We start from the raw sequence: 21994 nt of genomic DNA on the forward strand, positions 1-21994 counted from the left end.
AAAAAGCGAACCAAAGCTCGCTTATCTTACTATTATTTCCTGTCAATTTTAACACACAAATAAACTGTCGCATGAGAAATTGATTGAAGGATGGCAAATAATGGCATTACTAGTACACAACGTATCTGCCTGTGTTTTTACAGTCATTCCTCCTTTAACAGCATTCGAGTTTTGCGCGTTTAATTCTGAAACGACAGCTTTGTTTAATGATAATGTTTTTAAACTTTTTTTCATGATATATATTTTTTGATTATCATAAACTTAAAAAAGAAAGAGAATTTTATTTTACGGTATTCCCATATTTATAATCTTTTTAACATTACATAAAAAAAGCGAACCATAAAAGTTCGCTTTTAAAACCTAGTTTCTGTCATGAGAATAATTGTGGTTTTTAATGTATTCGTTTGTTAAAATAGTACACAACCATCATCTAGTAACTGAAATTAGGATAATATATAATTTGACAATAGTCATTACATATAATAAATTAATAATGTAAAAAATGAATCAAAATCCGCCTTTTACAAATTAGTTTACATGTTAGTTATTCTAACTAAATACTAACAGTCAATTGTACGAGGACAATTCCATTGCGTTAAAGGACATCCCCAACCTGTTAAACATCCAGGCTGATTTGTGTTACAAAATGTTCCTGCTCCTGTTTTTCCACCTTTAACTTCTCCAGCGTTCTCTAAACTTAATTCTGAAACTACTGACTTGTTTAATTTTAAACCTTTGTTCTGTTTTTTCATAATATTATAATTTTTAAATCGTTAATGTTGAATCAAAAGAAGTGCTATTTTTACAGTAAAAAAAAGAAAGCAAACGGCGATTATCGAATTAAAGGACTGAAAATCAGCATTTTAATCAGATCTTCGAAATAACATAACACACTGAAATTCAATTGTATAGAATAAAAAACTAACCTGCAATTATCGAATCCAAGGTTCAAAAAGGAATGGAAAATCATATTATACGAAAAGCGATTCCCGCTGATGCAAAATTTATATCATTATTGGCAAAAATTAACTTTTCTGAATCTTTCGGTAATTTATTTGTTTCCGAAGAAGAACTCCGACAGTATATTGATAAAAAATTTTCCATAGAAAAGATGAGGAATTCACTTCTAAAGAAAGAAAATGTTTTTTGGATTGCCTATGCACAAACACTTCCTGTAGGATATGCAAAATTAAAAAAAGACATTCCTGTTCCCGATACAGACTATATTGAAGCTGCTGAACTTCAAAAACTGTATATCCTAAAAGATTATATTTTGGAAGGAAACGGTTTAAAACTAAAAATAGATTTTTTTGAAGAAATTCAAAAACTCAGCATCAAACGTATTTGGCTCAAAGAACTCCACACTGACCAACATGCATTGAATTTTTATAAAGCACAAGACTTTCATAAACATCATACACAATCATTCACCATCGGAAAAGAAGATTTCGTTTTTAACATTATGATGAAAACTTTCTAAAAAATTCCTCGTAATTTAGTTGCATGAAAGCAATCAATATCAAAGAAAAATTAGGTCTCGTTAATAAGCAATGGCATCCACATCAAATTGCTATAGTTGACGACATGCAAGTGATTTTGGCAAAAATTCAAGGCGAATTTGTATGGCATTCGCATGAAAATGAAGATGAATTATTTCAAGTAGTCAGAGGAACCTTATATATGAAGTTTCGCGACAAAACAGTCACCTTAAATGAAGGCGAATTGATCGTGGTTCCAAAAGGAGTAGAACATTGTCCAGCAACTAAAGATGGTGAAGAAGTGCATTTGTTACTATTTGAAAAACTATCAACAGCGCATACTGGTAATGTACAACATGAAAAAACACAAACTGAATATCCTAAAATTTAAATAAAACATTTCCTGTGAAGATCTTACATCTTGATGAAAATCATCCATTACTCATTTCACAATTAGCAGATTTAGGTCATACAAATCATGAAGATTACACGTCCTCTAAAGCTGAAATTGAAGCAAAAATTCATACCTACGATGGTTTTATCATTCGTAGTCGATTTCGCATTGATGCAGTTTTTTTAGCAAAAGCAACCAACTTAAAATTTATTGGAAGAGTTGGCGCTGGTTTAGAAAATATTGATTGTGATTTCGCCTCAACACAAGGTATCAAACTTATTTCTGCTCCTGAAGGAAACCGAAATGCAGTTGGAGAACATACACTTGGAATGATTCTTTCACTATTTAACAAATTTAACAAAGCAGATAGTGAAGTTAGAGAGGGAAAATGGCTGCGCGAAGCTAATAGAGGTTTTGAATTAGACGGACAAACTGTTGGACTTATTGGATATGGAAACATGGGAAAAGCATTTGCAAAAAAACTACGTGGTTTTGATGTTGATGTCATATTTTATGATTTAAAAGAAAACATAGCAGATGAAAATGCTATACAAGTTTCTCTTTCAGAATTGCAGGAGAAAAGTACAGTTTTGAGTTTACATACTCCACAAACACCACTGACGATCAATATGATTGATCAAAAATTCATAAAAGCATTCAAACATCCGTTTTGGTTGATCAATACAGCACGTGGAAAAAGTGTAGTAACAACAGATTTAGTGGAAGCATTACAAACTGGAAAAATTTTAGGTGCAGGTTTAGACGTATTAGAATATGAAAAAAGTTCATTTGAAAATCTATTCCATGACGATCAAATGCCAGTTGCTTTTCAATACCTAATTCAAGCTAAAAACGTATTACTATCTCCACATGTTGCCGGTTGGACAAAAGAAAGTAAGGAAAAACTAGCACAAACCATTGTGGATAAATTCAAAGGACACTTTCATTAAAATGAAAAAGACAATTTTCATTTTCACAACTTTAATCATTGCATTGCTGATATTATTCCAACTCAGCAAATTTTCCATCATGCAAGGGAATTCATCGTTGGAATTTATAATTGCAACAATTGCAATCATTTTTTTATTCATTGGCATTTACATCAACAAACAAAAAGAAACTTCTAAAAAAGTTACAGAATCAACTATAGCCAATGAAAAAGTTAATTACACAAAAATTGAAGCTTTAGGATTAAGTAAACGCGAATATGAAGTTTTATGTAAATTGGCACAAGGACATACAAACAAAGAAATTGCTTCACTCCTATTTATCTCCGAAAGTACTATAAAAACGCATGTTTCTAAGGTGTATTCAAAACTTGATGTAAAACGCAGGACACAGGCTATTCAAAAAGCGAAAGAGTTGGAAATATTACCAATTTCCTAAAATTACTACCTTAGTATGATCAAATTGGTACTTTCGTATGAGTAGTAGTTTACAACATCATCATACATTTGAAGTGTTCAATTTTAAAACTTTCTAACATATGAAAAACACTGTACTTAGATATGGATTCTATGGTTTCTTAACAGCCGCTATCTTATTCTTTATCGCATTATATTTTGGTCAAGGTCTCTCATTTAAAACACAAAAAATTGTTGGATACGCCACTATGGTAGCTTCATTAAGTTTTGTCTATTTTGGAATAAAACATTATAGAGATCACGAACTCAATGGAGAAATCAGTTTTAAAACGGCTTTTATAGTAGGTGCACTAATTTCCATATTTACTGCAATTGGTTTTGGACTTATAGATGTTATATACATTACAAAAATCAATCCTGAGTTTTCAGAACAATATTTGGCTTACAATTACGATCTTTTAGATGCGCGAACCGATTTATCATTAGAAGATATAAAATTTGAAAAACTATCACTTCAAAAGCAAAGTGAAGCCTTCGAAAACCCAATAGTCGTATTTTTTATAATGACAATGATGGTTTTTGTAATTGGCGTTATCATTTCATTACTTTCAGCATTACTATTACATAAAAAAGAATAACTACAAAATAACGATACGATGAAAAATAGAGTAACAGGTTTAGGCGGATTTTTCTTTAAAACTGAAGATCCAAAAGGGCTCAAAAACTGGTATGGAAAACACTTAGGTTTACCTGTAGATGATTACGGATGTACATTTTGGTGGAAAGATAAAGATGGAAACGATTGTTCTACACAATGGAGTCCGTTTGCAAAAGATACTACCTATTTTAAGCCTAGTGAAAAACAATTCATGATGAATTTCAGAGTTGAAAATTTAGTAGAATTGTTAGCAGTTTTAAAAGAAGAAGGAGTAACAGTTGTTGGTGATATAGAAGAGTATGAATATGGTAAATTTGGTTGGATTCTTGATCCTGAGGGGAATAAAATAGAACTATGGGAACCTAAGGATGATGCTTTTAAGTAAAAAATTCAAAAAAAAACTTTATTTTTAGAACTACAATCAGAAAAAACCGAATCATGAGTGAAGAAAACAAGGAACTAGACAAAAAAATAGAAGACACTGCAGAAACTACTAAAAATGTAGTTGATGATGTAAAAGAAGAAGTTAAAGAAGCTTCGGAAGCAGCCGAAAGTAAAGCTGAAGAAATTAAAGGCGAAGCGAAAGAAGCATTTGAAAATGCAAAAGAAAAAGCTACTGAATTTGCAGGTGAAGCTAAAGAAAAAATTAGCGAATATGCTGATGTCGCAAAAGAAAAAGCAGCCGATTTTGCTGAAGACGCGAAAGAAACCTTTGGTGATGTAAAAGAAAAAGCAACCGAATTTGCAGGTGAAGCTAAAGAAAAAATTGAAGAATACGCAGACATAGCACAAGAAAAAGCAGCTGACTTTGCAGAAGACGCAAAAGAAGCATTTGGTGATGCGAAAGAAAAAGCTACTGAATTTGCAGGTGAAGCCAAGGAAAAAATTGAAGAATACACAGAAGTTGCCAAAGAAAAAGCGAGTGAAATTGGCGAAGAAGTCAAAGAAACTTATGAAGATGTAAAGGAAAAAGTAAGCGAGTTTGCTGAAGAAGCTGGTGAACGTTTGGAAGATTTGGCAGAAGAAGCCAAAGAAACCATTGAAGAAACAACTAAAAAAACAAAAAGTTTCTTTCAACGATTATTCGGCAGGTAACAAATACTTTAATTGAACAAAATTGATGTTCATTAAAATAAAAAAGCAGAAAAGCTGGAAACATTTCCAGCTTTTTTTTATCTTTATTGTAATATTACATTCTAATCTAAATTTATGGGAATTACAAAAAATCACATCTTTGATGACTATCAAAATGAAACGGCACTTATCACTAAAGTTTTAGGACATCCTGCTCGAATTTCCATCTTACAACATATTAGCAAAAATGAATACTGCAATTGTAACGAATTGGTAAAAGCTACAGGTTTGGCGCAACCAACAGTTTCGCAACATCTCTCAGAGATCAAAAGAATAAAATTGCTCAAACAAAAAAATAAAGGGAAAAATATATTCTATGCAATTGATACAGAACTTTTAAATCAATACCGTAGAACGATCAACGATTTCTTTGTTAAAATTCAAGTTAACTGCCAGTCTAAAAGCTAGTTAAACACTAATTTCACTTCATAACAATGTTAAATAATAGTATTTTGTCGAAAAAGTAAATACTATAAAAACACTTCTACTTACTTTTGTGTAGATTAATAATTAATTTTTGAAGACTCCTTACTGATGCATTTGTATGTTCTTCAATCATTAATAACAAACCTACCATAAAATTATGAAAAATGTACTTGTACTTTGCACAGGGAACTCTTGCAGAAGTCAAATGGCAGATGGATATCTAACACATTTTGCCAAAGAAAAAGCCACAATCTATAGTGCTGGAGTTGAAACTCATGGCTTAAACCTGCAAGCAGTTGCCATTATGAAACAAGATGGTATTGACATTTCTAAAAATACATCAAATAACGTTTCTGAATATCTTACTATCGATTTTGACTTCATCATTACGGTATGCGATCATGCACATGAAAACTGCCCATATATTCCAAGTAAAAACGCCAAACGGATTCACCAAAATTTTTCTGATCCATCAAAAGTAACAGGTTCTGAAGAACAAATTTTTAATGCTTTTAAGAAAACAAGGACACAAATTAAAGCGTTTTGTGAAGAGTTTGTAACTACAGAATTGTCTTAATTTAGCTATAAGTTGTTCTCTAAAAGTTAATTTTCTAGCATAACTGTTAATAGAAATGTATGGTTTCGACTAAAAAGCTTCTTTTCCTGCGAAAATTAAAATATTTTTGATCGGAATTAGTTTAGTTGTAGATGAAGTCATTCTTGTTATGTTTTTGTATTGCTATGTTTTTCACTGTTTCAGTACAGGGACAAACAGACAACCGTCGTACAAAAAAGCTAGCAATTAAAGATTCTATTGTATTAGATTCGGTAAGCATCAATCCGTATAAATTTCGGCTGACCGATAAAAAAAATAAACAACTAGATAGCACTGCGTATCGAATTGACTTTCAAAAAGCAATTTTATATTTAAACCTTTCAAAAATTTCAACCGACTCCATTCGCGTAAGCTATACACAATACCCAACATTTTTAACGAAGAAATATACTGGTTTTAATAAAGATGTAATTGTTCAAAATCCGATTGATATTGATAAAATTGTTTCATTAAAATCGAATCGAGAACCTGCTAACACACGTTTGTTTGATGGTTTAAATACGTCCGGAAGCATTTCACGTGGTGTTACGGTTGGAAACAATCAAAATACAGTATTAAATTCTGAACTTGATTTACAGATTTCTGGGAAAATATCTCAAAACGTTACACTTCGTGCGTCTATCCAAGATGCAAATATTCCAATTCAAGAAAGTGGGTATTCACAACGACTAGATGAATTTGATCAAGTATTTATAGAACTCGAAAGTAAGAACTGGAAAATTCGAGCAGGAGACGTGAATTTGGAGAATACTGAAACCAATTTTATGCGCTTTCAGAAAAAAGTACAAGGTGTTGGCGTTGTGGTTAATTTGCCACATGAAAACAGCAAAACAACCATTTTTGGTTCTGGTGCATTGGTACGTGGACGTTATACACAAAGTAGATTTCAAGGTCAAGAAGGAAATCAAGGTCCGTACAAATTAACAGGTCCTAATGAAGAATTATTCATCTTAATTGTTTCCGGAAGTGAAACCGTTTATGTCAATGGATTGCCTGTAGAACGTGGAGAAAACAATGATTATGTGATTGATTATAATGCAGGAGAAATTACATTTACTTCTAAATATCCGATCACTTCCGAAATGCGAATTAGTGTTGAATATCAGTTTACAGATAATAATTACACACGATTTGTAGCATATGGAGGTGCAAAATATGAGCAAGAAAAGTTTAACATTGCTGGATATCTTTATTCTGAAAATGATTCTAAAAATCAACCTATTCAACAAAATTTATCAGATGAACAAGTTGCTATTTTAAGAGATGCTGGTGATGACAGACAATTGATGACAGCACCTTCTGCAGTAGAGCAAGCGTTTTCGGAAAATAGAATTTTATATAAAAAAGAAATCGTTGGTGGTGTGGAAACTTTTGCGTTTTCAAACAATCCGGACGATACTTTATTTGATGTTCGTTTTTCACTCGTTGGCGATAATCAAGGAAATTATGTTTTAGCAAATGCTGCTTCAAATGGTAGAATTTACGAATATGTAGCACCTATTGCGGGTGTTATGCAAGGAAATTACGAACCTATCATTCAATTGGTTTCTCCTACCAAAACTCAAGTTGCTGTAGTAAAAGGAGCCTACACGCCAAGTGAAAAAACAGATGTGCAATTTGAAGTTGGTTTTAGTAATAACGATCAAAATTTATTCTCAGCTATTGATGATGATGACAATCAAGGATTGGCAGCGCAAGTAAACGTACAGCAACAATTATTAGATAAAAATTGGAAGATTCGCAGTTTTGCTAATTTCAATTATATTGATGAAAAGTTTCAAACTATTGAACGTTTATATTCTATTGAATTTAATCGTGATTGGAATTTAGACAATACATTCAATGCTGGAGATCAACAATTTCTGGCCACAGGATTAGATTTTTCTAATGAAAAAAACGGAACTGCTCGCTACAGTTTTGAATATTTAGATTTTACCAATAATGCTACAGGAAATCGTCATATATTATTATCTGATTTAACGTTTGGAAAGTTAAAACTACAAACTAATGGAAGCTTACTTACCAATGAAACTACCACAACAACTTCCGACTTTTTACGAATGTATGCGCGTTCTACTTATAGCTTTAATAAAAGTTGGGTTGGCGCACAATTGAGCTTGGAAAGTAATGAACAACAAGAAATTGCTACAGAGAATTTCACACCTTTAAGTCAACGTTTTAAAGCTTATACAGGTTTTGTAGGAGTTGGAGATAGTTTAAAAATTCATGCTGAAATTGGATACACATATCGTGTAAATGATAGTTTGCGTAATAACAATTTGGAAAAAGTAAATACATCAAATACCTATTTCTTAAAGTCTAAATTGATTCAGAATAAAAACACGCAACTTTCACTTTTTGTCAATTACAGAACTTTACAACAAGAAGATGAAGATATTGAGGACGAACAATCGCTAAATTCTCGTTTGGTGTATCAACAAAAGTTATTCAATCAAATTGTATCGTTGAATACGGTGTATGAAACCAATTCAGGAACCTTACCACAACAGGAATTTACCTATGTACAAGTAGATCAAGGACAAGGTGTGTACACTTGGAATGATTACAATAATAATGGCATTCAAGAATTAGACGAATTTGAATTGGCACAGTTTCCTGATGAAGCCATTTATGTACGTGTGTTGCTGCCTAATCAGATTTTCATTAAAACACATCAGAATAAATTTAGTCAGGTAGTTACCTTAAATCCTGCACAATGGAGTAACAAAAAAGGATTTCAAAAGTTTTTATCGCATTTTTACAATCAATCTTCATTTTTAATAGATAGAAAGATTAGAAGAGAAAACAATGATTTCAATTTTAACCCTTTTGACAATAGCGAAGGTGACAATGTATTAGGCTTGAATCAAAGTCTTCGAAATGCACTTTTTTACAATCGCGGGAAGCAAAGATATACGACTTCATATACCTATTTAAATGCCAAAGCAAAGAATTTATTATCTATTGGTTCACAGGAGAATATAAATACTTCGCATCAGCTTCAATTTACACATAAGCTTGGGAAATTTTGGCTTACAGATCTTATCACGAGTACCGGAAAAACAGAAAGTATTTCAGAAAATTTCTTGAATAAAAACTTCGAAATAGACCTATTTAAAGTAACGCCAACACTTTCTTATATCTTTAGTAGAAATAGTCGATTTAGCGTTTTTTATAAATATGAACAAAAAGAAAATAAAATTGGTGATTCGGAATCATTGACTCAGCAAAAAATGGGTGTTTCTTTTGCCTATAGCAATCAACAAAAAGTAGCCTTAAATGGTGAATTTAGTTACTTCCAAAACGATTTTACAGGAAATGCTTTTTCTCCTGTAGGCTATCAAATGTTAGAAGGTTTACAACCTGGAACTAACTTTACTTGGAATGTAATCATACAGAAGAAATTGACAAAATTTCTAGATTTAAATCTCTCCTATTTTGGTAGAAAGAGTGAGACTTCGCGTACTATTCATACAGGAAATGTACAGTTGCGCGCTTATTTTTAATTAAAATAAATCTAAATAAGACGCAACCCTTTTTAAAATTGTGTATCTACAAATGGTATGGTTCTTGTTAATTAAGCCACAACAACATTATATACCAATTATTATGAAAAACAATTACTTTAAAAGCCTTTTGCTTTTTTGCCTTTTAGTAGGCTTTCAATCATTCGTACAAGCTCAAGAAAATGATGACCAATTTGGTGTTGGTGATCGTCAAAATGAAATTCGTTTAGACGTTTTTGATGCTGCATTTTTCTCCGCAATTGATCTTAGTTATGAACGCGTAAATGATACCGCCATCGGTTATGGAGCATCTCTATTTGTAAATTTTAGAGATAGCAATGATGGTGGTTATTACGAAAATTTTGCATTTACACCATTTTTCAGATTTTACTTTTTTAATAAAGAAGATTACGGAGCTAAAGGACTTTTTCTAGAAGTGTTTTCAAAATTTGCTTCTGGAGAAGATTTTGAATTTTTTAATAATGTAGAAGAAGAAGTGGATTATTTTGATGCTGCCTTAGGTATAGCCATTGGAAAAAAATGGGTAAACAAAAGAGGGTTTATGTTAGAAATTTCTGCTGGTGGAGGACGAAACATTGGGTTAGATGATAATTCTCCTGAATTCACTTTCAGAGGTGGAATTTCATTAGGATACAGGTTCTAATAGGAATCTTACTAAAAATTATATGAAAAAGAAAAAAGCGACTAAAATAGTCGCTTTTTTTATATCTATTTTGAGATTTAAGCTTCATTAGAAACTTCTTCAAATATCTTGTTTTTGTATTTATTATATAAAAATGAAATAATTAATAATAAAACACCTAATGAAACAAACACAATCGTTTTTGCAATAGTAGTTAAGTGTGCAATATCATATAAAAACAGTTTCACAAGTGTAATTCCGAAGAGAGCAATGGCGCCAATTCGCAAATATTTATTTCTTTTCCAAATACCGAGTACAATCACAAATAATGCATATGTACCCCATAAAATACTTAATCCGAGTTTATCAGACGCTGCATTAGAAGCAATGTCTAACCAATGAATCAATTCACTACTCAGGATACATAAAATTGTGATGTGAAATATTCCATAAAAAATTATTTTCAGGTTCTTTTTAATAAATTCTTGACGCACATACATACGTGTAATCATCAATAATGATATCACAAATACATAGGATATGTATCTAATTAAAATAGCAAATACAGTAGTATCTGTTGATTGTTGAATGTAAGCATCTCTTAGTTCGCTTAATGCGAATAATCCTTGTGTTAGAAATACAAAAATGGCAAGCACATTCAATACTAAGTTTACATAAGCAAGTATTTCATGTTGTATCTTTTTAATATTTATGTACGAAAGAATAGTTAAGAAAAGTAGCGAATAATTAATAATCCAGGTATTCTTGAATTCTAATAAATTATAGTTTAAATTTTTAAGTCCATCAAATTTATCAGTTCCTGCTCTAAAACCTGAATCAATATGTAGTTGATTCCAATAGTTTGCAATTTCTATTCTAAATGAATAGTAGATCGCAAAGAGTAACATCCCAGGAATGGCAATTGCTAGAAATTGAGAAATCGTTTTAGATAATTTTAAAGGTGATGTATATTCTTTTTTATAGAATAGATACGTACTATATCCAAACGAAAGCATAAATAGCAACGAACCTAGGAAATTCATATTTATAATTGGTAGAATTCTCTTTTCTTCCCTATAATCATATGAATCTATGTATAAACTTCCCCAATCATGCGCTAAACTAAAAAAGGCTAAAAACATTACGGGATGTGCTAATTTCTCGTAAATTTTAATTCCTTTTGTACGTCCAACCCAAAATAACAATGTGGCTTCAAAAACCCATAAAATTGTCACCCAATTTCCATCAAGTTCTACAGGAATGGCAATGGTTACAAACGTAATAACCAATCCGAATACTAAATATAATAAGTTCTTATCTGAATCTTTTCGTGTGTATAAAATGTAGCTTACGATTAAATGTACAAATGCAATTGATAAAGTAAAAACACCTAAAAATTGTTTTCCAATAGCATGTTCCAATAGTATAGAATATCCTATTCCATAGGTTATGAATGTATTAAACAATAATAGTACAATATCAATACCTGTATATACTTCTTTTTTAATGAGTTTATAAGCTAAAATAGTTGTGTAGAAAATGGCAAAAAACACAAATAAGAATGTCAGTGCAATTCCAAAATGATCATCTATTTTATATTCTGTAATAATCCATGAAAGATAAATTAGCCATGTAATCCCAAATGCAGAACCCAATAATGATTTCCAATACTTTTTGAAAGAAATGGTTAAGATTCCAATATTAATAATAGTCATGTATGTAAATAAAACCAATACGTTCCCAGAGTCTGTACTAACTAAGAATGGAACTCCGTACGCACCAACCAATCCAATATGCGCAATGACTTGTCGGTTGTATTTTATGGCTGCATACACTCCGGACACTGTAAATATCACCATGAGTATAAACGCGAGCATCTGGGGAATTAAATTGTAAAAACTAAATGCCGCATAGGTAATAAAATACAGCACTGCAATAGCTCCACTGACCAAAACAGCACTGTAATTTTCGTATTTCTTTTTTAATTTAATGCCAAAACCTAACAATCCTATTCCGCTTAAATATCCTAGAATAATTCGTGTTGTTGGTGTAATGAGTTCATGTTCTATTGAATATTTTACACCAATTGCGACACCAATAATGGTAATAATAATTCCTATTTTGTTTAATAAATTTTCACCAATAAACTTCTCAAGATTTGATTTTTGATCTAATACTTCTTCTATCTTATTTGGTTTAGGGATAAACGCAGGTGTTGATTTTTCCGAAACTACTTTTGGCGTAGAAACTGTTTCTTTAATTTCATTTTTAGTAGTTTCAAAAACAACTTCTGAAATTATGTTTGATGCTTTTTTTTCCTCTTTTGCTTCTTGCGTTTTAACAATAGCGTCCCATCTTGCTAGTTTTAAGTTTTCAATTTGAAAACGTAAATCATTGATTTCTCTTGAAAATTGTTGCTGTTTTTGTGATAACAATTCTAGTTTTCGCGTAAGTTGCCGTATCGTTTCTGAATGATCTTGCATGGTTGATTTTTATAAATACTCCGTTCACGAGAATTTCTAAGTGAATATAAGTATCTCTTGTTGGTTTACATACAAATATGACAGATCATTTTGTTTCGTTCAATTCAAATTTTGAATAAAACTGACGATATTACCAAACACAAAGAAACATAAAAACCTAAATATCATATATTTACACAATTAAAAACAGACGGTATTATTAACAAAAAAGCAATGCGAATGCATTGCTTTTAAAATAGTATATGTGTCTATAAATTACATTTTCATCAACCAAGCGCGCATATCAACTTCCTTCATGATAATACTACGTACATCTTCAATTTTTACGCGTTGTTGTTCCATTGTATCTCTATGGCGAATAGTTACCATGTTATCTTCTAACGTATCATGATCAACCGTAATACAAAATGGTGTTCCTGCAGCATCTTGTCTTCTGTAACGACGTCCTACAGCATCTTTTTCATCATAAATTACATTGAAATCAAACTTTAAGTCATCTATTATTTTACGTGCAATTTCTGGCAAACCATCTTTTTTCACTAATGGTAAGACAGCTGCTTTTGTGGGTGCTAATACTGCTGGCAATCGTAAAACAGTACGCTCTGAGCCATCCTCCAATGTTTCTTCTATTAAAGAGTTTGAAAAGATTGCTAAAAACATACGATCCAATCCAATAGAAGTTTCTACTACATACGGAACGTAACTTTCCTTTGCTTCATGATCAAAGTATTGTAATTTTTTACCAGAATGCGTTTCATGTGCTTTCAAATCGAAATCTGTACGCGAATGAATTCCTTCTAATTCTTTAAAACCGAATGGGAATTTGAACTCAATATCTGCAGCAGCGTCTGCATAGTGTGCTAATTTTTCATGATCATGAAAACGGTAATTGTCTGCGCCCATTCCTAATGATAAATGCCACTTCATACGGTTTTCCTTCCAAGCTTCGTACCATTCTTTTTGTGTTCCTGGCTTTACGAAAAATTGCATTTCCATTTGTTCAAACTCACGTTGTCTAAAGATAAACTGACGTGCTACAATTTCATTACGAAATGCTTTTCCTGTTTGTGCAATTCCGAAAGGAATCTTCATACGACCCGTTTTTTGGACGTTTAGAAAGTTTACAAAAATACCTTGTGCCGTTTCTGGACGTAAGTATAAATCCATTGCTGTGTCTGCGGAAGCTCCTAATTTAGTTCCAAACATCAAGTTGAATTGCTTTACTTCTGTCCAGTTTTTTGAACCCGAAACAGGATCTGCAATTTCCAACTCTTCAATTAACGCTTTTACATCATCTAAATCTTCATTTTCTAAAGATCTCCCTAAGCGTGAAAGAATTGTATTTATTTTTTCTTGGTAGCCTAAAACACGTCCGTTTGTAGACACAAATTCTTCTTTATTGAATGTATCACCAAAACGTTTTGCTGCTTTTTTGACTTCTTTTTCAATCTTAGCTTCAATTTTAGCACAGTAATCTTCTACTAAAACATCTGCACGATATCTTTTTTTAGAATCTTTATTATCAATTAAAGGATCATTAAACGCATCAACGTGGCCAGAAGCCTTCCAAGTAGTTGGATGCATTAGAATTGCAGCATCAATCCCTACTATATTCTCGTTCATCTGCACCATTGCTTTCCACCAATAGTCGCGTATATTTTTCTTTAACTCTGCTCCATTTTGAGCATAATCGTATACAGCACTTAACCCATCATAAATTTCACTTGATTGAAAAATATAACCGTATTCTTTTGCGTGCGATACTACCTTCTTAAATTGATCGTCTTGTTTTGCCATGCCGCAAATATAAAACGTTTGTGAATCAGCTACAAGCTATTTTTTAGCGATATACACAAAAGCTGGTGGAATATTAAAAGCTTCAAAGGATAATTTTACATTATCATGAAATACTTCTTTCAGTTTTTTGTAATAGGTAAGACTGTATTGATATTGAACAAATAAGCTATCTTTTTCCATTGCTGCATAAGAATTGTCTAGGATTCGATCACTTATTTCTGTAGGAATATTGGTTAAAGGTAAGCTCGAAATAATACAATCTGCTTTGTCATATCCATGTTTTTTTAGAATTGGCGTAATGTCTTCTGCAGATACTTTTTCGATAATTAATTGAGAATGTTTGATTTTATCTAACGATTCAATAAACTTTTCATTTATTTCAAAAGTAATCAGTTTTGTATGTGGTTGAATTCTTTTTAAAATTTCTTTGGTAATGATTCCATTTCCTGGGCCGAATTCCACAATTACTTTTACTGTAGAAAAATCAATGTTGTTAACGATTCTGCGTGATAAAAATCGTGAACTTGGAAAAATAGTTCCCGAAGTTTTGATATCACGTATCGCTTCTCTAAAAAATTTTAATCTATCCAAACGAGGAGATTTTTAATATGACTGATGAATGTTTTTGAATCTAACGCGAAGTAAAGAAAATATTCAGAATATCATGCCTTTTTTAAGCTATTCTTTACATTTTTGATTGTAAGAATTGGTAAGTGCAGAAAATTACTACTGAAAAACAGGGTTACATAGCTCCGTCAAACTTTCGCTGCAATTGTCTATTCGTTTTTCGCAATGTGAGTAATTGTTTTCGGTAACTAATAATACTATCGTAGTCTAAAACAGATTTTTCTACTTTTTTTAGTAACTCCTTAGCTTTCCTCCGTTCAGATTTTAAAATAGACCGATCCGTAGTATTTAGTTTAGCTAAATGATCATAGTTTTTAATGATATCCATTAACTCTTCACGCATCAATACTTTTTCAGTATCCAGATAATCGTTCATTTCTCTATTATCATTATAATTAAAAATAGAGATAAGTACCATTGAGACAGTCATCGCTGCTAAAGCAATCAGTAATATTTTCTGAATTGTATCTTTTGTGACGCCACTCATAAAAAAAGTAGTACTTTTAGTCTGGTATATGTTAAAATATTAATGTTTCAAGTTGGTAAAGATATTAAATTATATTGTTTCTTCCTTTTTTCCCGCGGTTTGCTTAGGTTGCTCTGATAAATTATTACATCAAGAACTTCATATCTGTACACATTGTCGGCATAATTTACCTTTTACTTCTTATCATAAACATGCACAAAATCCTGTAATGAATAGCTTTTATGGTCGTGTTTTGCTCGAAAATGCAACAGCATTACTTCATTACAAGAAAAATGGAATGGTACAACAATTAGTGCATCAATTAAAGTATAAAGGACAACAAGAAATTGGTACTGTATTTGGAAATTTACTTGGAAACGATTTAAAAAATGAAACTTCGTATCAAAGTATTACACATGTAATTCCCGTTCCTTTACACAAAAAACGATTCCAAAAACGCGGTTATAATCAGGTAACTACGTTTGGAAAACAATTGGCTACACATTTACAAGCGAATTATGTGGATGATGTATTGGTAAAAGTAAGCAACAACAAAACACAAGCCTTTAAAAAGCGTGCAGCACGTTGGATGACGACACAACATTCTTTTGAAATTGAAAATGCTGAAAAATTGGAACACGCACATATTCTTCTTGTAGATGATATTATTACGACAGGAGCAACGTTGGAAGCTTGTGCGAATGCGCTTAAAAAAATACCAAATATTAAAATTAGCATCGCAACTATGTCAATAGCGAGTTAAAACGTTCGTATGTACCAAAAATAATTAGTTTATTTGTACCATATTATTTTAGTTATCATTAATGAAACATCGTTTATTATTTTTCAGTATTGCAGCACTTCTCTTTTTATCATTGATAAATTGTGCCAAACGAGGCGTTCCATCAGGTGGAGATCCTGACACAGAGCCTCCAAAAATGGTAAAGTCGCAACCTGAAGAATTTACTACTAATTTTGACCAGAAACGTATTCGGATTTATTTTAATGAATATATTAAAGTAAAAGATATTCGAAAACAATTAATTATTTCGCCACCAATAAAGGAAGGTGGTTATACTGTATACCCACAAAGTGGCGCTAGTAAATATATTGATATCCAAATTACAGATACACTTCAAAAAAACACTACATATTCCTTTAATTTTGGACAAAGTATTGTAGATAATAATGAAGAAAATCCATATGAATATTTTAAATATGTATTTTCTACTGGTGATTATATTGATTCGTTAGAAGTTGGTGGAGCGATTAAAGATGCATTGGATAAAAATCCTGAAACTTTTGTTTCTGTGATGTTATATGAAATTGATTCTACATATAACGATTCTACCATTTATAAAAAAGTACCAACGTACATCACAAATACTTTAGATAGTGTTTCAGACTTTAAGCTTTCAAACTTACGTGCAGGAACATATAAGTTGGTTGCTATGAAAGATGTTGCTAACAATTATTTATTCAATCCAAAAACAGACAAAATTGGTTATGTGGAAGAAGAAGTAACTGTTCCTACAGACTCTTTGTATACAATCACTTTGTTTAAAGAAATTCCTGCTTTTAAAGCTACACGTCCAGCGCAAATTTCTAAAGAAATGATTGCTTTTGGCTATGAAGGTAAAAGCAAAGACATGAAGATTGACTTAGTATCAAAAGTATCTGACAGCTTTCGATATAAAATTACACAAGACCCTAAAAAAGACACACTTCGATATTGGTTTAAGCATTTAACGCCGAAAACAGATTCATTGATTTTTAATGTTTCTAAAGGAACATATGCTAAAGAATTTACTGTAAAACTGAAAGATTTAGAAGGTGATTCTTTACAATTAAAAACAAGTCACAGAGGTGGAATTCCATTAAATGCCGATTTTAGTATTAGCGCTAATACACCAATTGTTGCTATTGATAAAAATATTATTTCGATTCAGAATAAAGATTCTGTTGCAGTAGAATTTACGTCAAAATTTAATGAAGAAAAAAATCGTTTAGATATCTTATTCGATAAAGAAGAAAGTCAGCGTTATACGGTAACTATGATGCCCAAAACAATTACGGACTTCTATGAAGAAGCCAATGATACCTTAAATTACACATTGACGACAAAAGCTAAAACGGAATATGCAAATATTAAATTGACACTCCAAAATGCTAAAGAATATCCATTAATTATTCAAATTGTCACTGACAAACTTGAAGTCATTGCTGAGAAATATATTACAGAACCTAAACCTACATACGATTTTCTAAACATTGAGCCTCAAAACATTTTCATTAGAGCAATATTTGACACTAATAAAAACGGAAAATGGGATACTGGAAATTTCTTGAAAAATATTCAACCTGAACGTGTTGCTTATATTCAAAAGAAAATTGAATTAAGAGCCAATTGGGATTGGGATGAAACGTTTATTTTTAAGTAAAAAGTATTTTTTAACACTTCAAAACCATTCTTTTTTTGTAATTCATTGTTTTAACCTTTTAAAGAGATATGAATTACGACAACACAAAAGCATCTTTATCATCTAAAAACTTCAACTTATTTCGATAGGTTTCAATGTTCGATTTTGTAAGCGTTATTATTGCTGTTTCTTCCGTGTTGGGTTCAATACTTGTTAGTTTTTCACCTAAAACATCATACGCTGCACAATGCCCAGGATATTCATGCGAATTTGCGTCAAGCCCTACTCTATTTACACCAATACAATAACTCATGTTTTCTATAGCACGTGCTTTCAACAACGCGTCCCAAGCACTAATTCTTGGTTTTGGCCAATTAGCAACATATAGCAATACATCATAACTTTCTACATTTCTAGCCCAAACAGGAAAGCGCAAATCATAACAAATTAATGGGCAAATTTTCCAACCTTTATAGGTAATGATATTTTTTTCAGCTCCAGCTGTATACACTTCATGTTCACCTGCTAGTGTAAATGTATGTCGCTTATCATAGGTTTCAACAACTCCAGATGGCAACACAAAAATGGATCTATTATAATGATTTCCATGTTCAGTAATCACTAAACTTCCTGTAATTGCAGCATTCTTTTCTTTAGCTAATTTTTTCAACCAAGTTAGTGTTTCACCTTCCATTTCTTCAGCAACTTGTGCTGGATTCATAGTAAAACCAGAGGTAAACATTTCTGGTAAAACAATTAAATCGACAGATGTTGAAATAGCTTTTATTTTTTGGTCTAACTGCAAACGATTTTCTGCTGGATGTTCCCAAACAAGATTGGTTTGTATCAATGCTACTTTTAATTCTTGGTTTTCCATTTGCTTCGCAAGTTTTAGTACGAGGCATGAAATTACAAAATATCTACAGCATAACGCAAATGTTAAGTATGGTTTTTCCGTAACTGATTCGTAGTATGTTTTTATAACTTGAAAATCATTAACCTAAAATCAAATCTTATGTTAAAAAATATTGAAAAGATTGGGAAACCATTAAGCAAAAAGGAACAACAAGCAATTAATGGAGGAGGAATTTGTTGTAACTATTCTCCAGAGAGAAATTGTTGTCATCTTACAAATCCTTGGGATGATTAATTTTTAAGTGAACTTCGGTTCACTTTCTATTTTCTATTATTTTACATTAATATCCAGTACTTCAAATAGTTTCGCTTTAAAAGTTCTACCTATTGGAATGCGTTTATCGTGAATATACACTTCATTTCCAGTAATTTTATCTACGTGTTTTACATTAATCACAAACGATTTATGAATTTGAATGAATTGCTGTTGTGGCAACTTCTCTTTCCATGTACGCAAACTTGCAATGAATGATAACTTTTGTTGTTTACTTACTAAGGTTAAATAATTTCGTTCCGATTCTACATAATAAATATCTTGAAACTGTATTTTATGAAACGTCTTATCAACATTTAAAAACAAGGTGTCTGAAGGTGTTTTTGGTGTTTCTACCTGTAATACTTTTGGTTGATTTCGTTGTGTTTTTTGAATTGCTTTTAGAAAACGTTCCAACGAAAATGGCTTGACCAAATAATCAATAATTGTTTCAAACTCAAAACTCTCCACTGCATAATCAGGATATGCCGTTGTCATAATAATGGTTGGCGGATTTTTTAGCGTTCGCAGAAAGCTTAAACCAGAAATATCAGGTAAATTAATGTCTAAAAAAATCAAATCGATTTCTTCAGAATATAATGTATCATATGCTTTTAATGCTGCATTGAATGTGTCAACTAATTCTAAATGTGATACTTTATTAATATAATTCTTTAGAATGCGCTGTGCAGGAATTTCATCTTCTATTATGATACATTTCATGAGAGTTGTAGTTTCAAAGTGACACAATATTTTTCATCAGCAGCGATCATAAGTTCATATTTATCTTTATAAATTAATTCCAAGCGTTTCTTTAAATTTTGCAATCCAATCTTGTCTTCTTCTGTTTCCTTTGTTGGATCAAATTCATTTGTACACACACATTCCAATTCACCATTTTGTACATTTATATGCAAATCAATTATGCTATCAATAATACTGTGTTTAAATGCATTTTCAATAATTGTAATTAACAACAATGGTGCTACTTCATAGTTTGTACGATCTGTCTGCTTCGTATATTCAATCGTTTTGATGCCTTCTGTGCGAATCTCTTGAAATTTAATATAATTGTCAATAAAAGTGAGTTCTTTTTCTAACATAACAAACGTAGCATTGCTTTCATACAATACATGTTTCAAATTATTGGACAACATTAAAATTAAATCAGGAACTTGTCCTGGTTTTTCTAATGAATAGGAATAAATCGTATTTAAATTATTGAACAATACATGTGGATTTATCTGCGATTTTAAAAACTTTAGCTCCATTTCCGTATGTTTTCGTTCAATAGCTTCTACTTCATCCTTCTTTTTTAAATAACGAAATAACATCCAAATAAAAGAGAAAAAGATAATTGGTACAATTGTTTGCCACACATAATCCGACAAACATTTTACCACACTACAGCCACATTGCGCAAATACATTACAATATAGTTGCGTTGCAAAAAAACTGATGAGTGTTATGACCAAAATATACAATGTATACCATTTTTTCTTTTCAAAAAAAGGCAGCAATACGAAGTCGTTTACATATACAATGGTTACTAAAATAGATAAGTATTGTAAAAAGGGATTTTCTGTCCAATAGTAATGAGAGAAGTAAAATAACGAAACAAAAATGAACAACGCCCAGAATAAAATGTGAATCAGGATTTTAGAAATTCTATAGCTAAAAAAGTTCATATTGTAGTTTTTACAAGCATTCAAAGTACTAAGAAACCTAGAATTGTTCAAATATAAATGGACAAAATACATTCTTTACTGTATAAACTTCTCTTTTTGATACAAGAAATACATCTTTTCCTAAAATGCTTTTCATAAAGGTATTCGCGCATGCTGTACATTTTTTTAGCAAACCTTTTTGGGTTGAACGAGTTTTGAGGTATCAATTTAAAATAACCAAAAAATGAACAGACTTTTTACAACACTACTAACACTTTTTTTATGTCAAATTTTGCTTTCGCAAGAACTCAATCAAGTTACAAAAGACACTAGAGGACGTGAAAAAATGTTAGGAGAAATTAATAAAAGTGGGCTTACGCAAAACTCTTTTAATACATGGTTTACTCCAAATTACGAAGCGTACGAACCGAATGTAGAAATTACAGAAAAACTACAACGAAAACTCAAAAAATATACAATTACTGTTTTTATGGGAACTTGGTGTGGCGATAGCAAACGTGAAGTCCCAAAGTTTTATAAAGTATTAGAAGCTGCCAATTTTCCTGAAAGTAATTTGCGTGTTGTCGGACTTAATAATGGTCGCGAACATTACAAACAAGGACCTAATGGTGAAGAAATAGGCATGAACATTCATCGAGTCCCTACGTTTATTGTATATAATAAAAGAGGAAAAGAAATTGGACGTATTGTAGAACATCCTGTGGAAAGTTTTGAGGCCGACTTATTAAAAATTTGTCGCAAAAAATCATACCAACACAAGTATCAAGTTGTCACTGAATTAGATAATATATTTAAGAAAAAAGGAGAAAATTATGTTACTAAAAACACAGAAAAAGTGATTTCTAAATTAAAGCCTTTTTTAAAAAATTCAAGAGAATTAAATACGTATGGATATATGTTGCTTCGTTCAAAAGCAAAAGAAATTTCAAAAGCTATTACCGTTTTTACTATTAATACACAACTCTTTCCAGAAGATAAAAACTGTTATGATAGCTTGGCTGAAGCATACTATGAAACAAAAGAATATGAAAAAGCAAAAGAAAATTACGCCAAAGTGTTGGCTTTAGATGCAAATGACGCAAATGCAAAAACAATGCTAGCAAAAATGCAGTAATAATTACTTATC

24 protein-coding genes are annotated in these 21994 nt (G+C 31.3%); 15 read left to right on the forward strand and 9 right to left on the reverse strand.

Translation table 11 applies throughout. From position 1 onward, the window contains the following. Window positions 1-48 precede the first annotated feature (48 nt). Together Q0828_RS07705 and Q0828_RS07710 are read right to left on the reverse strand one after the other, a co-directional pair. The gene (locus Q0828_RS07705; RefSeq protein ID WP_298419291.1) at window positions 49-234 is read right to left on the reverse strand and encodes a class I lanthipeptide; all 186 of its coding nucleotides are present in this window, start codon (window positions 232-234) and stop codon (window positions 49-51) included. A 326-nt stretch (window positions 235-560) separates the two neighbouring features. Continuing rightward, on the reverse strand, window positions 561-752 hold the full coding sequence (locus Q0828_RS07710) for a class I lanthipeptide (protein ID WP_298419293.1): 192 nt from the start codon (window positions 750-752) through the stop codon (window positions 561-563). A 206-nt stretch (window positions 753-958) separates the two neighbouring features. On the opposite strand from Q0828_RS07710, the gene Q0828_RS07715 reads away from it, so the two are divergent. The 11 genes from Q0828_RS07715 (at window position 959) to Q0828_RS07765 (ending at window position 10240) form a co-directional block, all read left to right on the forward strand. Further along, window positions 959-1480 (forward strand): GNAT family N-acetyltransferase, encoded by a 522-nt coding sequence (locus Q0828_RS07715; RefSeq protein WP_298419295.1) that lies wholly within the window; start codon window positions 959-961, stop codon window positions 1478-1480. A 23-nt stretch (window positions 1481-1503) separates the two neighbouring features. Then, entirely contained in the window at window positions 1504-1869 is a 366-nt protein-coding gene (locus Q0828_RS07720) for a cupin domain-containing protein (RefSeq protein WP_298419297.1), read from the forward strand. A 14-nt stretch (window positions 1870-1883) separates the two neighbouring features. Continuing rightward, entirely contained in the window at window positions 1884-2822 is a 939-nt protein-coding gene (locus Q0828_RS07725; protein WP_298419299.1) for a 2-hydroxyacid dehydrogenase, read from the forward strand. A gap of 1 nt (window position 2823) precedes the next feature. Continuing rightward, window positions 2824-3258, forward strand: a complete 435-nt coding sequence (locus Q0828_RS07730) for a response regulator transcription factor (protein WP_298419301.1) — start codon at window positions 2824-2826, stop codon at window positions 3256-3258. Between the two features lie 100 nt (window positions 3259-3358). Beyond that, window positions 3359-3874, forward strand: a complete 516-nt coding sequence (locus Q0828_RS07735) for a DUF4199 domain-containing protein (protein ID WP_298419303.1) — start codon at window positions 3359-3361, stop codon at window positions 3872-3874. Between the two features lie 18 nt (window positions 3875-3892). Further along, window positions 3893-4279, forward strand: a complete 387-nt coding sequence (locus Q0828_RS07740; RefSeq protein WP_298419305.1) for a VOC family protein — start codon at window positions 3893-3895, stop codon at window positions 4277-4279. Window positions 4280-4332: 53 nt separating this feature from the next. Then, on the forward strand, window positions 4333-4989 hold the full coding sequence (locus tag Q0828_RS07745) for a hypothetical protein (protein ID WP_298419307.1): 657 nt from the start codon (window positions 4333-4335) through the stop codon (window positions 4987-4989). Window positions 4990-5103: 114 nt separating this feature from the next. Continuing rightward, a complete protein-coding gene (locus tag Q0828_RS07750; RefSeq protein ID WP_298419309.1) occupies window positions 5104-5436 on the forward strand; it encodes a metalloregulator ArsR/SmtB family transcription factor in 333 nt (110 codons plus the stop codon). Between the two features lie 175 nt (window positions 5437-5611). Next, entirely contained in the window at window positions 5612-6031 is a 420-nt protein-coding gene (locus Q0828_RS07755; protein ID WP_298419311.1) for an arsenate reductase ArsC, read from the forward strand. 131 nt (window positions 6032-6162) lie between these two features. Further along, window positions 6163-9576, forward strand: coding sequence for a hypothetical protein (locus tag Q0828_RS07760; protein ID WP_298419313.1), 3414 nt, complete (start codon window positions 6163-6165; stop codon window positions 9574-9576). Between the two features lie 103 nt (window positions 9577-9679). After that, entirely contained in the window at window positions 9680-10240 is a 561-nt protein-coding gene (locus Q0828_RS07765) for a hypothetical protein (RefSeq protein WP_298419315.1), read from the forward strand. A 77-nt stretch (window positions 10241-10317) separates the two neighbouring features. Here Q0828_RS07765 and Q0828_RS07770 read toward each other — a convergent pair whose 3' ends face one another. The 4 genes from Q0828_RS07770 to Q0828_RS07785 all read right to left on the reverse strand — a co-directional run bounded on the left by Q0828_RS07770 (window position 10318) and on the right by Q0828_RS07785 (window position 15613). After that, complete coding sequence (locus tag Q0828_RS07770) at window positions 10318-12702, reverse strand: DUF2339 domain-containing protein (protein ID WP_298419316.1); 2385 nt, start codon at window positions 12700-12702, stop codon at window positions 10318-10320. Window positions 12703-12957: 255 nt separating this feature from the next. Beyond that, complete coding sequence (locus Q0828_RS07775) at window positions 12958-14499, reverse strand: glycine--tRNA ligase (RefSeq protein WP_298419318.1); 1542 nt, start codon at window positions 14497-14499, stop codon at window positions 12958-12960. A gap of 36 nt (window positions 14500-14535) precedes the next feature. Beyond that, the gene (locus Q0828_RS07780; RefSeq protein WP_298419320.1) at window positions 14536-15090 is read right to left on the reverse strand and encodes an rRNA adenine N-6-methyltransferase family protein; all 555 of its coding nucleotides are present in this window, start codon (window positions 15088-15090) and stop codon (window positions 14536-14538) included. A gap of 151 nt (window positions 15091-15241) precedes the next feature. Next, on the reverse strand, window positions 15242-15613 hold the full coding sequence (locus Q0828_RS07785; protein WP_298419322.1) for a hypothetical protein: 372 nt from the start codon (window positions 15611-15613) through the stop codon (window positions 15242-15244). A 208-nt stretch (window positions 15614-15821) separates the two neighbouring features. On the opposite strand from Q0828_RS07785, the gene Q0828_RS07790 reads away from it, so the two are divergent. Next, window positions 15822-16355 (forward strand): phosphoribosyltransferase family protein, encoded by a 534-nt coding sequence (locus tag Q0828_RS07790; protein WP_366523567.1) that lies wholly within the window; start codon window positions 15822-15824, stop codon window positions 16353-16355. A 61-nt stretch (window positions 16356-16416) separates the two neighbouring features. Beyond that, window positions 16417-18033 (forward strand): Ig-like domain-containing protein, encoded by a 1617-nt coding sequence (locus tag Q0828_RS07795; protein ID WP_298419324.1) that lies wholly within the window; start codon window positions 16417-16419, stop codon window positions 18031-18033. A 73-nt stretch (window positions 18034-18106) separates the two neighbouring features. On the opposite strand, the gene Q0828_RS07800 is transcribed toward Q0828_RS07795, so the two are convergent. After that, window positions 18107-18889 (reverse strand): amidohydrolase, encoded by a 783-nt coding sequence (locus Q0828_RS07800; RefSeq protein ID WP_298419326.1) that lies wholly within the window; start codon window positions 18887-18889, stop codon window positions 18107-18109. 108 nt (window positions 18890-18997) lie between these two features. Between Q0828_RS07800 and Q0828_RS07805 the strand changes: the two genes are divergently transcribed. Continuing rightward, a complete protein-coding gene (locus Q0828_RS07805) occupies window positions 18998-19162 on the forward strand; it encodes a hypothetical protein (protein WP_298419328.1) in 165 nt (54 codons plus the stop codon). Window positions 19163-19198: 36 nt separating this feature from the next. On the opposite strand, the gene Q0828_RS07810 is transcribed toward Q0828_RS07805, so the two are convergent. Continuing rightward, window positions 19199-19903, reverse strand: a complete 705-nt coding sequence (locus tag Q0828_RS07810) for a LytTR family DNA-binding domain-containing protein (protein WP_298419330.1) — start codon at window positions 19901-19903, stop codon at window positions 19199-19201. Then, complete coding sequence (locus tag Q0828_RS07815) at window positions 19900-20868, reverse strand: sensor histidine kinase (RefSeq protein WP_298419332.1); 969 nt, start codon at window positions 20866-20868, stop codon at window positions 19900-19902. The genes Q0828_RS07810 and Q0828_RS07815 overlap by 4 nt, the downstream gene beginning before the upstream one ends. A 223-nt stretch (window positions 20869-21091) precedes the next feature. Between Q0828_RS07815 and Q0828_RS07820 the strand changes: the two genes are divergently transcribed. Continuing rightward, on the forward strand, window positions 21092-21982 hold the full coding sequence (locus Q0828_RS07820; RefSeq protein WP_298419334.1) for a thioredoxin family protein: 891 nt from the start codon (window positions 21092-21094) through the stop codon (window positions 21980-21982). The last annotated feature ends 12 nt before the right edge of the window (window positions 21983-21994 follow it).

It is taken from the genome of uncultured Kordia sp. (assembly GCF_947496985.1).
In the GTDB taxonomy this organism is placed as follows: Bacteria; Bacteroidota; Bacteroidia; order Flavobacteriales; family Flavobacteriaceae; genus Kordia.